16 protein-coding genes are annotated in these 13649 nt (G+C 58.3%); 6 read left to right on the top strand and 10 right to left on the bottom strand.

Annotated features, from left to right (window positions below; translation table 11 throughout):
* Positions 1-102: 102 nt before the first annotated feature.
* From AC2FIT_RS01325 to AC2FIT_RS01310, 4 genes are all read right to left on the bottom strand, one after another.
* The gene (locus AC2FIT_RS01325) at positions 103-495 is read right to left on the bottom strand and encodes a VOC family protein (RefSeq protein WP_496825907.1); all 393 of its coding nucleotides are present in this window, start codon (positions 493-495) and stop codon (positions 103-105) included.
* Between the two features lie 6 nt (positions 496-501).
* Complete coding sequence (locus tag AC2FIT_RS01320; protein ID WP_496825905.1) at positions 502-1326, bottom strand: arginyltransferase; 825 nt, start codon at positions 1324-1326, stop codon at positions 502-504.
* Positions 1327-1400: 74 nt separating this feature from the next.
* Complete coding sequence (locus AC2FIT_RS01315) at positions 1401-1832, bottom strand: RDD family protein (protein ID WP_496825903.1); 432 nt, start codon at positions 1830-1832, stop codon at positions 1401-1403.
* Positions 1833-1897: 65 nt separating this feature from the next.
* Entirely contained in the window at positions 1898-2320 is a 423-nt protein-coding gene (locus tag AC2FIT_RS01310) for a DUF2852 domain-containing protein (RefSeq protein WP_496825901.1), read from the bottom strand.
* Positions 2321-2414: 94 nt separating this feature from the next.
* Between AC2FIT_RS01310 and AC2FIT_RS01305 the strand changes: the two genes are divergently transcribed.
* From AC2FIT_RS01305 to AC2FIT_RS01285, 5 genes are read left to right on the top strand one after another with little or no spacing between them, the layout of a single operon-like run.
* Positions 2415-2864, top strand: coding sequence for a DUF4440 domain-containing protein (locus AC2FIT_RS01305; RefSeq protein WP_496825899.1), 450 nt, complete (start codon positions 2415-2417; stop codon positions 2862-2864).
* Complete coding sequence (locus AC2FIT_RS01300; RefSeq protein WP_496825897.1) at positions 2861-5650, top strand: [protein-PII] uridylyltransferase family protein; 2790 nt, start codon at positions 2861-2863, stop codon at positions 5648-5650. Before AC2FIT_RS01305 ends, AC2FIT_RS01300 begins: the two co-directional genes overlap by 4 nt.
* Positions 5637-5909, top strand: coding sequence for a hypothetical protein (locus tag AC2FIT_RS01295; RefSeq protein ID WP_496825895.1), 273 nt, complete (start codon positions 5637-5639; stop codon positions 5907-5909). The genes AC2FIT_RS01300 and AC2FIT_RS01295 overlap by 14 nt, the downstream gene beginning before the upstream one ends.
* Before the next feature lie 38 nt (positions 5910-5947).
* Positions 5948-7150 carry an RSP_2647 family RNA methyltransferase gene (locus tag AC2FIT_RS01290; protein WP_496825893.1) on the top strand — a complete coding sequence of 401 codons (1203 nt, stop codon included), beginning with the start codon at positions 5948-5950 and terminating at the stop codon, positions 7148-7150.
* Positions 7147-7689: an RSP_2648 family PIN domain-containing protein gene (locus AC2FIT_RS01285; RefSeq protein ID WP_496825891.1), complete on the top strand. Its 543-nt coding sequence runs from the start codon at positions 7147-7149 to the stop codon at positions 7687-7689. The genes AC2FIT_RS01290 and AC2FIT_RS01285 overlap by 4 nt, the downstream gene beginning before the upstream one ends.
* A 36-nt stretch (positions 7690-7725) precedes the next feature.
* Here AC2FIT_RS01285 and AC2FIT_RS01280 read toward each other — a convergent pair whose 3' ends face one another.
* From AC2FIT_RS01280 to AC2FIT_RS01255, 6 genes are all read right to left on the bottom strand, one after another.
* Complete coding sequence (locus AC2FIT_RS01280) at positions 7726-8415, bottom strand: M48 family metallopeptidase (RefSeq protein WP_496825889.1); 690 nt, start codon at positions 8413-8415, stop codon at positions 7726-7728.
* A gap of 289 nt (positions 8416-8704) precedes the next feature.
* Positions 8705-9889 carry a vWA domain-containing protein gene (locus tag AC2FIT_RS01275; RefSeq protein WP_496825887.1) on the bottom strand — a complete coding sequence of 395 codons (1185 nt, stop codon included), beginning with the start codon at positions 9887-9889 and terminating at the stop codon, positions 8705-8707.
* A 3-nt stretch (positions 9890-9892) separates the two neighbouring features.
* The gene (locus AC2FIT_RS01270) at positions 9893-10063 is read right to left on the bottom strand and encodes a hypothetical protein (RefSeq protein WP_496825885.1); all 171 of its coding nucleotides are present in this window, start codon (positions 10061-10063) and stop codon (positions 9893-9895) included.
* A 3-nt stretch (positions 10064-10066) separates the two neighbouring features.
* Entirely contained in the window at positions 10067-11431 is a 1365-nt protein-coding gene (locus AC2FIT_RS01265) for a DUF2927 domain-containing protein (RefSeq protein WP_496825883.1), read from the bottom strand.
* Positions 11428-11817: a GNAT family N-acetyltransferase gene (locus AC2FIT_RS01260; protein WP_496826487.1), complete on the bottom strand. Its 390-nt coding sequence runs from the start codon at positions 11815-11817 to the stop codon at positions 11428-11430. The genes AC2FIT_RS01265 and AC2FIT_RS01260 overlap by 4 nt, the downstream gene beginning before the upstream one ends.
* Positions 11818-11993: 176 nt before the next feature.
* Positions 11994-12839 carry an AAA family ATPase gene (locus AC2FIT_RS01255; RefSeq protein ID WP_068331792.1) on the bottom strand — a complete coding sequence of 282 codons (846 nt, stop codon included), beginning with the start codon at positions 12837-12839 and terminating at the stop codon, positions 11994-11996.
* Between the two features lie 369 nt (positions 12840-13208).
* On the opposite strand from AC2FIT_RS01255, the gene dksA reads away from it, so the two are divergent.
* Entirely contained in the window at positions 13209-13631 is a 423-nt protein-coding gene (gene dksA / locus AC2FIT_RS01250; protein WP_068332636.1) for an RNA polymerase-binding protein DksA, read from the top strand.
* Positions 13632-13649: the final 18 nt, after the last annotated feature.

Raw genomic sequence — 13649 nt, 5'->3', positions numbered from 1 at the left:
GATTTGGTTAGGTTCGGTCAGCAGGCTGAGACACCAGATTCGTCACGCCCGATAGTTTAGGCGACAACGCAAACCCGCTCCAGCTTGGGTAAGGGGAGCGGCTCACTCAGAGAATTGGAGCAAATCCCATCGGTTGCCAAATGGATCGCGCCAGACAGCCACCGTGCCATAGGGTTCATGGCGTGGCTCTTCTTCGAAATGGACGCCGTTGGCCAACATCGCCGCGTGATCGCGTTCAAAATTATCTGTTTGCAGGAAAAAGCCGACGCGACCTCCGGTCTGGTTTCCGACGGCGGCGACCTGATCAGGGCCTTGTGCACGCGCCAACAGCAATGAGCCTGAGTCGGCTCCCGGAGGCGTCACCAGCACCCAACGTTTGCCGCCGCCAAGGTCGATGTCCTTCGTTAACGTGAAATTGAGCGTCTGGGTATAGAAGGCAATAGCGGCATCGTAGTCCGGCACCACAAGGGTGACGGCATGAAGCGTTTGATGCATGTGTGATTAGCCTTTGGTGGGGTGACGATCAGGTAATTGGATACCCGCAACCTGTTCGGCAATGGGGGCTGTGGACAGCGGGTGATGGGTGGATTCGTTCAAATCGTCAGGGTTTTTGATACGGCGCCATTCACCCTGCATGTAAGCCTCAAGACCAGCGAACCGCGCCTTGTAACCCATCTTGGGGCTGCCCGGAACCCAATAACCCAAATAGACATAAGGCAGGCCAGCCTCGCGCGCGATATCAATGTGATCCAGAATCATGTATGTCCCCAATGAGCTTTGCGGCTGCTCGGGGTCATAGAACGAATAAACCATGCTCAGACCGTCATCCAGAACATCCGTAAGGCTAACCGCGATCAGTTCTTTGGTGTCGGGATCGGCATACTCGACGACGCGGCTGCGGATCGGGGTTTCCTCGATCATCGCTGCGAACTCGAACACATCCATATCGGCCATGCCGCCATCGGCATGGCGCGTGTCAAGATAACGACGAAACAACTCGTATTGCTCGTCTGTCGCCCACGGAGAATTTGCCCGGCGCTGCAGGTAAGAATTGCGCTTGGCCGTGCGTTTCTGGCTCTTGCTGGGGCGGAAGGCCGAGACGTCGATCCTCGCCGACAAACAGGCGGCGCAATCGGTGCATGATGGGCGATAAAGCACGTTTTGCGACCGGCGAAACCCTTGTTGCGACAGGGAATTGTTCAACTGATCAGCGCCTTCCCCCTGAAGGGCTGTGAACAACTTACGCTCCATCCTGCCCTCAAGGTAAGGGCAGGGTTGGGGTGCGGTTACATAGAATTGCGGCGCAATTGGCAGCGTGTGTCGCATGAAGGTCCCGTCTCTCCTGAAACGGGATGATAGCAACGGTTCCTTGAGCCGCCAAGTGATTCACTTGATTGAATTTATGCCCGTTGGTTGATCATGACTGTTCCAAGGAACGAGTCCGTCAAACCCTGGCAACGTGCGTTCGTTAGCATCATGATGACCGAGATGATTTGCACCACAAAAAACGCCATGCTGACAAAGTATCCGGCCGTATGGGCCACGGCCTTGCCCATATCCAGGCGCGATCCGAACGCATCGCGCAACTCGATGCCCATAAAGCGCATGCCCAACGTGGCGGATCCGTTTGCGATCGTAACCACGCGATAGATAAAGCTGAGGACAGCGTAGATCAGCGGTAGAAAGAAAAGTCCAAAGCCGAGCGTCAGGAAGACCGGCACGATGCACAGCAGTGAGACAAAAGCGATATCAAAAAGCCACGCTACAAAGCGTTTGGTCACCACCGACTGATAGAATTCGGGCTGGCTGTCTGGATCGGGTAGGTGGGTCATTCAGTTTTTCCGAATAGTTGTGCGGGAATACCCTGTCCCTAAATCCGGGACAGGGCAAGATCGGATCAGGCGCGTTCGCCGTTGTCGCCTTCATCGCGATTTTCGCGGGCGCGCTCGTCCATGAACTGGTCGAATTCAGCCTTGTCTTTGGCTTCGCGCAGGCGATGCAGGAAAGCTTCGAAATCTTGCTGTTCCCGTTCTAACCGGGCGAGTGTATCCGACTTGTAGGCGTCAAAGGCGCTGTTACCCGACGGTTTCATGGCGCTCATGTGACTCTGCCACGACTTGCGGCGGTTGCAGGATTTGCTGAACATGCGTTTGCTCCAGATCATATAGGCCAGAAGGGCAAGGCCAACAGGCCAAAAAAAGATGAAACCCAGCACCATGGCGGCGATCCAGGCGCCTTTGCCCTTGTCATCCATCCAGGCCTCGGCACGGTAAAGCCATCCCGGGTTTGCAGGGACGGCGTGGTCGGACAGTGCGGTCATTTCGTATCTCCGGGGTTGATGTAAATCGTCTTCACATTCTAAAGATGGGATGTACAAGGCCAGTTGCAAGGGGTCTATGTGAAAAAGATTTACATTGACAGATCAAGAGCGGTCTCTGGTTGACCTTCGCCGTTATCGGGCGCAGGTTTCGGACATGCAAATCAATGAAGATAAGCCCACTCCTGCGCTTGACGATATACTTTCACTGGAAAAGCAGGTTTGGAACGCGCTGGTCGATGGCAATGCGTCGGCTGATCGTGCACTGTTGAGTGTGGATTTTCTGGGAGTGTACCCCACCGGGTTTGCAAATCGGGATGATCACGTCAGTCAGTTTGCCGATGCGCCAACAATGGCCCGGTACGAATTGAGCCAAGCTAAGCTTCGGGTTTTGACCCCGGACATGGTGTTACTGAGCTACCGCGCCGACTACCAGCGCACAGGACTTGATGTGCAAGAGGCGATGTTGATCTCATCCCTGTGGGAGCGCCGCAATGACGTTTGGGTCAACAGCTTCAGTCAGGACACCCCGTTGGAGTTCCGATGACTGCGCCGCTGACAATTCACCGCGTACCGCGCGCCTTCGATGCCTCGCTTGGCGAGGAAGCCTTGCGCGCCGTGGCGGACGTTACGCCGGAACAGTGCGAATTGATCACAGGCGCAGCGGGTAGCAGCCCTTATCTAAAAGGGTTGATTGAGAGAGAGCGTGATTGGCTGCCCGGTGCCTTGCTGCACCCCGACCAGGCATTGGCTGATTTGATGGACGCCGCGCGCCGTCTTCCGCCGGACCAGCTCAAACCCGGATTGCGACAGGCCAAACGGCGGCTGGCGCTGCTGACCGCGCTGGCCGATCTGGCGGGCGCATGGCCGCTGGAAAAGGTGACTGGGGCGTTGACGGAGTTTGGGGCGCTGGCTGCGGATGTGGCCGCAAAGGCCGAAATCGCAGCACTCATCCGTCGTGGCAAACTGCCAGGGATGGGGCCGGACGACGTGGAAACAGCCGCTGGGATGATCATCCTGGCTATGGGCAAGATGGGCGCGTTTGAGTTGAACTACAGCTCGGACATCGACCTGATTGTGCTGTTTGACGAAACTCGGTTTGACCCGGATGATTTCTACGAGGCGCGGCACGGTATGGTGCGTGCTACGCGTAATTTCTGCGCCACGCTCAGCGATAAAACCGCAGGTGGCTATGTGTTCCGCACCGACCTGCGCCTGCGCCCTGATCCAGCGGTAACACCGGTCTGCATGGCGGCTGAAGCGGCTGAACGTTATTACGAAAGTCTGGGCCGCACGTGGGAGCGGGCAGCCTACATCAAGGCACGCCCCTGCGCGGGTGACATCGCTGCCGGGCAGCGATTCCTTGATACGCTGCGCCCGTTTGTCTGGCGTCGCCATCTGGACTTTGCGGCCATTCAGGACGCCCATGACATGCGCCTGCGCATTCGCGAGAACAAAGGAACCGGTGGCGCACTGACCATACCGGGCCACGACATGAAACTGGGGCAGGGCGGTATCCGGGAGATCGAGTTCTTCACTCAGACCCGTCAGTTGATCGCCGGGGGGCGCGACCCCGACCTGCGGGTGCGCGGCACCGTGCCCGGTCTGTCTGCGCTGGCTGAAAAAAACTGGATCCCTCAGGCCGCAGCGGAAAAACTGACCGATCACTACCGCGCGCATCGTCAGGTCGAACACCGCATTCAGATGGTCCATGATGCGCAGACCCACAAGGTCCCGCAGTCTGCAGACGGGATTGAGCGGGTGGCCTGTCTGATGGGGATTGACGGCGCAGAGCTGTCTGCCGATCTAACCCGTCGTCTGACCGAGGTACATGAGCTGACCGAAGGGTTCTTTGCCCCCGGCTCATCGACGCCTGCACCGGCCAGAGAGGCCGATTTCGACCAAGGTGTTCTGGCCCGCTGGACCACGTATCCAGCGCTCCGCTCGCAACGCGGGCGGCGGATATTCGAACGGTTGAAGCCCGAGCTTCTTACGCGTCTTTCGAAAACGGCGAAACCGGATGAGGCGTTGCTGGCGCTGGACGGGTTCTTGTCAGGTCTGCCTGCTGGCGTGCAACTGTTTTCCCTATTCGAAGCAAACCCGCATTTGATCGATCTACTGGTTGATATTGTGGGTACTTCACACACGCTGGCGGCGCATCTGTCGCGCAACGCATCGGTTTTTGATGCGGTGATCGGTGGCAGCTTCTTTGCCGCTTGGCCCGGGCGATCAGTCTTGCAGGCCGAGTTGGAACAGGCGCTTGAGCAAGAGCATGACTATGAAACGAAACTGGATTTTGCGCGCCGCTGGTGCAAGGAGTGGCATTTCCGTATCGGTGTTCACCACCTGCGCGGGTTGATCGACGGCGTAAAGGCCGGGCAATACTATGCCGAACTGGCCAGCGCCGTAATCGCAGCGATCCTGCCTTGCGTTACCGAACAATTCGCAAAGAAACACGGGCCTGCGCCGGGACGCGGGGCCGCGGTTCTGGGTATGGGATCGTTGGGGGCAGGGCGGATCAATTCGCAATCCGATCTGGACATGATCGTGATTTATGACCCGCTGGATCAGGAGATGTCTGACGGACCGCGCCCGATTGCTACACGCACATACTATGCCCGGTTCACGCAGGCGTTGATCACAGCACTGTCAGCGCCGATGTCGCAGGGGCGGCTGTACGAGGTCGATATGCGCCTGCGCCCCTCGGGCAATCAGGGGCCAGTGGCGACCAGCTTGGCCAGTTTCATCAGCTACCAGCAAAACAAGGCCTGGGTGTGGGAGCATCTGGCCCTGACCCGTGCCCGCGTGGTTGCCGGTGATTCAGGGTTGGCGCAGAATATTGAGACTTTCCGCGCCGCCTTTCTGTCTGAGCCCGTAGATCGCCATAAGGTTCTGCGCGAAGTGGCCGAGATGCGGGCGCGTCTGGCGGCAGCCAAGTCTCCTGCGGGCATCTGGGATGTCAAGAATGGTGCAGGGCGAATGATGGATATCGAGTTGGTGGCGGAAACCGGCGCCCTGCTATCCGGTGTTGCGCAGCGTGATGTCTCCAGCGGGTTGGACGGTGCTGTCGCAGCCGGATTACTGGACGTCGCTCAGGCGCAAAATCTCAAGGCGTGCTATGATCTATGCTGGTCCGTGCAATGCGCTGCCCGGTTGTTGTCTGGCAAAGTTATTGAGGCTGACAAGATCGGCGAGGGCGGCACGGCCTTCCTGTGCCGGGCCACTGGCTTTGAGCAGGTCGAACAGTTGCAGGCAGCGCTGCAAGAGAGTTATACCGCCGCCGCCGATATCATCGGCCGCGTGATCGAGGAGGGGCAGGATGCCGCGCAATAATGATCCAAACGATCACAAGGGTCTGATCCGCGAAGCCTATCGTATCGAAGGGATCACGCTGCCCGAATGCCGCAGTATCTTTCTGGACTGGGCACTTAGCCTGCCTGCTGATCGGGATCAATCGCAAGCGCTGAACGATCTTCACGCCGCCTATGCCGCGCAAGAGGCAGATCATCCTATGACGCAGGTTCTGGCCGAGGGGTTGCAATCGGCCAAGGTACCGAAACGGCGCGGCGGGTGGCGGTCTAGGCCCCGCTAGGGCTTTTCCCCGGAGGCGTTCGCCACTAAGAGGGCGCCATGAGCCAAACCACCGACCGCCCCCGTATTCGACTGAAACCCAAAGCCAACGCGCGCGGCCTGCGCCATGGTTTCCCGTGGGTCTACGCCAATGACATCGTGACCGACCGCCGGACACGCAAAATCCCCTCGGGCGCTTTGGCGGTGCTCGAAGACGACAAACGCACCCCAATCGCGTTGGTCGCCGTGAACCCAGATTCGAAGATTATGTGCCGTGTGCTGGACCGCGATCTGGATGCGCAACTGGATGCCGATTGGTTCGAAACCCGCCTGCGCCGCGCGCTCGAGATGCGCGAACGCCTATTCGACGCGCCGTACTACCGCCTGATCCATGCCGAGGCGGATGGCTTTCCCGGTGTGATTATCGACCGCTTTGGTGAGGCTTGCGTGATTCAGCCCAACGCCGCCTGGGCCGAGGTGCATCTGGAAACCCTGACCAACGCGCTGGTTGCTGTGACAGGTGTGACCACTGTTCTGAAAAACGCCTCGGGTCGCACACGCGGGCTTGAAGGGTTAGATGACGTAAACCAGGTTTTGCGAGGAACGGCACCTGACGCGCCGCTTTCTGTGCCGATGAATGGGGCGATCTACATGGCGGACCTGACCGGTGGCCAGAAAACCGGCTTGTTTTACGACCAGCGCCCAAACCATGCCTTCGCCGCACGGTTGGTGCAGCCGAGTGCAAAAGTGCTTGACGTGTTCAGCCATGTGGGGGGCTTCGGTTTGGCCATGCTGGCCGGAGGGGCCGAACACGCCTTGTGCGTTGATGGTTCGGTTGCGGCGCTTGAGCTGGCCACGGAAGGCGCGCGGGCCTCGGGCTTTGCAGATCGTTTGCAGACTCGCCAAGGCGATGCCTTCGACGTGCTGACGCAACTGGGTGAGGAGGGCGCGCAATTCGACGTGGTCATCTGCGACCCACCCGCCTTTGCGCCGTCGAAACAGGCGTTGGATGCAGGGTTGCGCGCCTATGAACGCATCGCGCGCCTTGCTGCGCCACTGGTGGCGCCCGGTGGCTATCTGGGTCTCTGTTCATGCTCGCATGCGGCTGATCTGGGCCGGTTCCGCGATGCGTCCTCACGTGGGATTGGTCGGGCAGGGCGACAGGCTCAACTGATCCATACGGGTTTCGCTGGCCCTGACCATCCGCAACTGCCGCAACTGGCTGAAAGTGGCTACCTCAAGGCCGTGTTCTATCGGCTATGAAGGCAGTTCTTGATACCTGCGTCATCTATCCCACGGTGATGCGAGAGATGCTGCTGGGCGCCGCCAGGCTGGGCCATTTTACGCCGGTGTGGTCTGCACGAATCCTCGAAGAATGGGCTCGCGCAGCCCGCAAACTGGGACCGGAAGGTGAGGTTCAGGCCCGTGCCGAGATCGCCTTGACCCAATCACAATGGCCAGAGGCCGAACGCAACGCGAATCCGGGGCTTGAACAGCGGCTGTGGCTGCCTGACAGCGCCGATATTCACGTTCTTGCAACGGCAGTGGGGGCATCGGCGGACGTTATCGTAACCGTCAATGCAAAGGATTTTCCAAGGAACATTCTGTCGGAAGAAGGTCTTGACCGCCGCGACCCTGACGGCTTGTTACTCGGGTTCTGGCGAATTGACCCCGCCGGAATGGGGGATGTTGCCGCGCGTGTGCTGTCAGAGGCTAATCGATTGTCCGGCGACCAATGGGCCATGCGGGCGTTGATGAAAAAGGCGCGCTTGCCGCGTTTGGGGAAGGCGTTGGCCAGCTAAAGGCCTATCCCGAGGCAAGCGAATTGCCGCGCCTGTCTAGGCTTCTGTGCCCCAACGTTGCTCAAGCGCCTCAAGCGCGGCGATGCGTTCGTCGGTTTTGGGGTGGCTCATCAGCCAAGCAGGAACGACACCGGCCCGCTGCTGGGTCAGGTCTTCCAGCTTGTGAAACAGGGACTTCTGCGGCCCGATCCCGATCCCTGCCTTTGTCAGCAGGGCGGCGGCATATTCATCGGCCTCATATTCATCCCCGCGTGACAGACGCGACGCGAGAAGATGGGTCAGAGCATTGGCAATCCACACCCCGATGAAGGGGATGAAACGGTTCAGAAGCATCATCAACGCCGCCCGCATCGCGTTTTGGCCCGAAAAATCAATCATGCGTCGACGCGCGTGACCCAAGGCCACATGCCCCAACTCGTGTGCGATCACGCTTGCCATTTCCTCGGCCGAGACCTCTCCGCTGCGAAACTTGCGATAAAAGCCACGCGTGATGAAAATTCGACCATCAGGCGCAGCAAGGCCATTCACGGGGTCGATTTCGTAGATATAGACGGGAACGCGTTCGATCTCCAACGCCGCTGCCAGCCGATCGGTCATGCGTTTCAGCGCCGGATCTGCCAGTTCGGTTGATTTTGCATCCAGCTCGCGATGCGTGCGCCAGACGGAAACCCGATACATCACAAGGGCATAGGCGATTGCCAGCAGGATGGGGGTAAATCGAAACATGCCTAAGATATGGGTGCGTCTGGCGACAAGGGCAATCAAAAAGTCGTAAGTTCTACTTGGGCACGGTTGGCGTGTCCTACGACGCCTAGGTTATTCGAATATGGATCCACCCAGAAAATCCTGAGGCCACTCAAATCAACATGGAAAACCATGAAGCATAAATTTGCATGTGCGATATCGCATCTGTCATCGCAAGCAATGAAGGCAAGGCAATCGTTGGGTGCGCCATTCGTGCCCACGAACAGCAGTTGCTGAGTGGCCCTGTCACTTAACAATCAGATGCCGTCGATTAACGTGTCAGCTCACGCATTCCCTGCTCAAGCCCGGCCAATGTCATAGGCACCATTCTGTCCTCGAAGATGTCCTGAATCATGCCGATGGAGTGGGTGTAATTCCAGTGTTTTTCCGGCACCGGATTGATCCACAGGTTTGACGGCCACTGCTCGCGCGCGCGCTGCAGCCAGATCTGACCGGACTCCTGGTTCCAGTGCTCGTTCGCACCGCCCGGATAGGCAATTTCATAGGGGCTCATTGAGGCATCGCCGACAAAGATGCACTTGTAATCCGAGCCATACGTCCGCAACACCTCATACGTGGGTATTTGTTGATCCCAGCGTCGGCGGTTGTCACGCCAGACACCCTCATACAGGCAGTTGTGGAAATAATAATATTCCAGATGCTTGAACTCGGTCCGGGCGGCCGAGAACAATTCCTCGACCACCTTGACATGCGGGTCCATCGAACCGCCCACATCCAGGAACAGCAGAACCTTTACCGCGTTGTGTCGTTCGGGTCGTGTTTTGACATCCAGATAGCCATGTTCGGCGGTGGCGCGGATCGTACCATCAAGGTCAAGCTCTTCCGCCGCGCCTTCGCGCACCCAGCGGCGCAGGCGTTTCAGCGCGACCTTGATGTTGCGGGTGCCCAGTTCAACCGTGTCGTCCAGGTTCTTGAACTCCCGCTTGTCCCAGACTTTGACCGCACGCTTATGGCGGCTTTCTTTCTGGCCGATGCGGACACCTTCGGGATTATACCCATACGCGCCGAACGGAGAGGTTCCGGCCGTCCCGATCCACTTGTTGCCGCCCTGATGACGGCCTTGCTGCTCGCTTAGCCGGTCGCGCAGCGTTTCCATCAGCTTGTCAAAACCACCAAGGGCTTCGATCTCGGCTTTTTCTTCATCGGAGAGGTGCTTTTCAGCCATCTTGGCCAACCAGTCAGAAGGGATGTCGACCGCCTCTAGCACCTGTTCGAAGCTTATCGCATCCAAGCCTTCGAAACTGGCGGCAAAGGCGCGATCGAACTTGTCGATGTTGCGTTCGTCTTTCACCATCGAGACACGCGCGAGGTAGTAGAACGCCTCAACATCATAGGTCGCCAGACCCTTTTTCATGCCCTCCAGAAAGGTCAGGTATTCGCGCAATGAAACGGGAACGCCGGATTTCCTGAGGTTTTCGAAGAAGGGCAGAAACATCGGTCAGGCCACAAACCGCACTAGGAGTAGCGACAAAACCAACCCCAGCAGAGCAAAGGCGATACCGTAGCCAGCGGCATATTGTGCGATGTCTGCACCGCTGCCCTTGCGTTTGCGCGCTGTTATCGCCCCAAGGATTGCCCCCAGTAACGCCATTCCCAGAACTACGACCATGCGCTATCCGCCCCTGCTGTTGGCGGGTCCTTCGGCAACGTTTTGCATCAACGACCGGACCACTGTTTCCGAGCCGAACCCGTAGCGCGCCCACCCAAGACTGTCCAGCCTGACGGAACGTGCCTGAGCGGAACGCCCGGCCTGATTGAGCGCTTCGGATTTCAACAGCAGCAACGTCGCCAGTTGCGAGGCGTTCTCGGCCCGTGTCATGACACCGATGGCTTTGTCCAGTTCCGGCAGAAACTCCGGTCCTTTGCCACGTGCAAGGGCAAAGGCAGCAGTTTGGGTCGTAACATATGCCTGATGCACCTCGGTGCCGGGTGCGGCGCGCAGGTATTGCAGGGCAAGCTGATAGTTCTGCAAAGCCTTCTGCGGGTTGTCGAACTGCGCCATGCGTCCCATCACGTAATACGGATAGGCGCGACGGTGGTCGGTCCAGCCTTGTTCCTGTCCGATTTGCGCGGCCCTCTGCGCGGCCCGCATGCGCCGCTGGGTGCTCACTTGCGGGCGCAGTGATTTTTGAATCGCATTGATCCATTCTCTCGGCGTGTCGGAAAGCGGCTGTGCCGGCAGGGTATTTCCGCGCGGGTTCAGACGGTTCAGCACGCCCGGCAGGACGGCTTCAACCTGTTCGCGCGTCATGCCGCTGCGCAACTCGGGCGCATAAGCGGTGCGTAGTATCAGCATGTCAAACCCCGTCAGAACGGTGTGGATGTTATCATCGTTGAACACCGAGTCCGGCAGGTGATAGAGATCGTTCAGCGGCCCCAGCGCCTGCGCAACCTCTTCATGCAAGCAATCGCGTTTTTCCTGCGGACTGACGTCATACGGGACAAAAATACCCAGGCGCTCGCGGCTGTTCAGGCGGCTCCAACTGCTTTTCTGTTTGCGGCGGTCGCGGCGATATTCTTCGAAACTTGAAGAATTGGGCACCACGAAACAGGCGGCCTGCGGCAGAATTTCGTGGATTTGATCCTGGCTGACGGCCTCGATCGTGATGTTGGCGGTGCCGTCCGAGATTTGGAGGATGTCGATCCCGGCCTCGCGCCGCAGCCGGTTCAGCAACAGAGTTAGGTCCCGCTGCATCGAGGGCGTGGGCAAGCCGGTGAGACGTACGGTGATAGACGTTTCAAACCGCGTGAAAACCGGCAATTGCGCGCCACCTTCCAGCGCAAAATGCAACGACACGAAATCCGACGCGATATTCGCGTTTGACCGGACCGGAGGCGTTGGCGACGCGCGCGCGAAGGTCTTTGCCGGTGGCAACGTCTCTTCAATCGCCTTGACGCGGGTGGGAACTCCGACCGGTTCAACCGTTGCGCAGCCAGCCAGCACCGCTGCTGAAAGAAGAGCAGCCCAACGTATCATGAGCGCTGGTACCGGATGAACGGCGTTTGCTTGCCGATGCGGTCATAAAGCTTGCGGGCGGTGTGGTTGAATTCCTGCGTCAGCCAATAGACCGAAGGGGCACCCCGGCGGTCAGCCTCGTCATACACGGCCTGAATAAGCGCGCGCCCAACACCCGTGCCACGCGCCTCGGGGCGGGCGAAAAGGTCTTGCAGATAGCAGACGTCTTCGATTTTCCACGCGTGACGATGAAACAGATAATGCGTCAGACCCAGCAATTGACCGTCGCGTTCCGCAACAAAGCATGAAAAATCATGTGGGTCGTCGCCAAGCAGTCGCGCGAATGTGGTGGCATACACCTCGTCCGAGACGGTGGTCTCGTAGAAGGCCAGATAGTCGCGCCACATCTCGGACCACTGTGGTCGGTCTTCGGGCCGCAGCGCGCGGATGGTCAAAGTGTCAGCCAATCACAGTGTCCCGTTCTGTCCCGATCCAACCTGGTCCGGTTCGACCGGACCGCCACCTGCAATGCTGACAGCCAGACCCGTCCAACGCAAGCGGCGATCTGAATATGGTCTGTTGTTTAGCGTTTGCTGCGTGCCATAAAGGCAAGCCTTTCGAACAAGTGCACGTCCTGCTCATTCTTCAGCAACGCACCGTGCAGCTTGGGAAGGGCATTGACGCCATCGCGTTTCAGGTCCTCTGCGCTCAGGTCTTCCGCCAACAACAACTTCAACCAATCCAGTACCTCAGAGGTAGACGGTTTTTTCTTCAGCCCCTGCGTGTCGCGAAGCTCATAGAACTGTGTCAGTGCGGTGGTCAAAAGCGCGTCTTTGATACCCGGATGGTGAACCTCGACGATCCGACGCATGGTCGCCTCGTCCGGGAAGCGGATGTAATGAAAGAAACAGCGGCGCAGGAAGGCGTCGGGCAGTTCTTTTTCGTTGTTCGACGTGATGATGACGATGGGGCGGTGCTTGGCGCGGATCGTCTCACCTGTCTCATAGACGTGGAACTCCATCTTATCGAGCTCCTGTAACAGGTCATTGGGAAACTCGATATCGGCCTTGTCGATCTCATCGATCAGAAGAACGACTTTTTCATCTGCCTCGAACGCCTGCCACAGTTTCCCCTTGCGGATATAGTTCGACACATCATGCACACGTTCTTCGCCAAGCTGGCTGTCGCGCAACCGGCTGACCGCATCGTATTCGTACAAACCCTGCTGCGCGCGGGTTGTCGATTTGACGTTCCATTCGATCATCTTCAGGTTCAGTGCTCCGGCTACCTGCCTGGCCAACTCGGTCTTGCCGGTGCCAGGCTCACCTTTCACAAGCAAGGGCCGCTCGAGCGTTACGGCAGCATTTACCGCGATAGTCAGATCATCTGTGGCGACATATTCTGCTGTGCCTTGAAAGCGTGCGGTCATGGGCCCCTCGTGTGGTTTGGCGCAAACTGTGCTGTTCGGGTTACAGAGGGGCGATGATTTTGACAAGCGGGCCGCGACGTCCCGTGATCGGAAATTCACAGTGAGTCCACCTTTTTCTGGCGATCACAGCATTCTGACGTGCCATGACGGTCTTGTGCCGCCCAAATTTTGCCCGATATTTTCCATAGAAAAACAAGGTTTTGGTGTTCTGTGTCTCAATAAATAACAGGTCTGAGCCATAAAGTATCACGTTGACGTTTGTGTAGTGACATTCGCACGCGCGTCGGATACACGCTCCGCAGAAGGGGGTGCCAAATGTCAGGTGAAACATCAGCAACCGACGTCACTGGCTATACCGAGGGAGCAAAGATGAAGCAGGAAGTTTTTCTGCCGGAAGATTATCGCCCGGCCGAAGATGAACCTTTCATGAATGACCGCCAGCTTGAGTATTTCCGCCGCAAGCTGCTGGATTGGAAGAACGAACTTTTGGCTGGTAGCCGCGATACGATCGAAGGGCTACAGGACAACACACGCAACATTCCGGACGTTGCAGACCGGGCGAGCGAGGAAACAGACCGCGCGCTGGAACTGCGGACCAGGGACCGTCAGCGTAAACTGGTTGCCAAGATCGATTCGGCCCTGCGCCGCATCGAAGAAGGTGAGTACGGCTATTGCGAGATGACCGGCGATCCGATTTCGCTGAAACGTCTCGACGCGCGTCCGATCGCAACCATGACGCTTGAGGCGCAGGAACGGCACGAGCGCCGCGAGAAGGTGCACCGCGACGATTGATCGCTGCACAATTCTGGA

Source organism: Ruegeria sp. YTSA135 (assembly GCF_059610165.1).
Note: the sequence above shows the minus strand (reverse complement) of the source record. Positions and strands in the feature narration are given on the sequence as shown.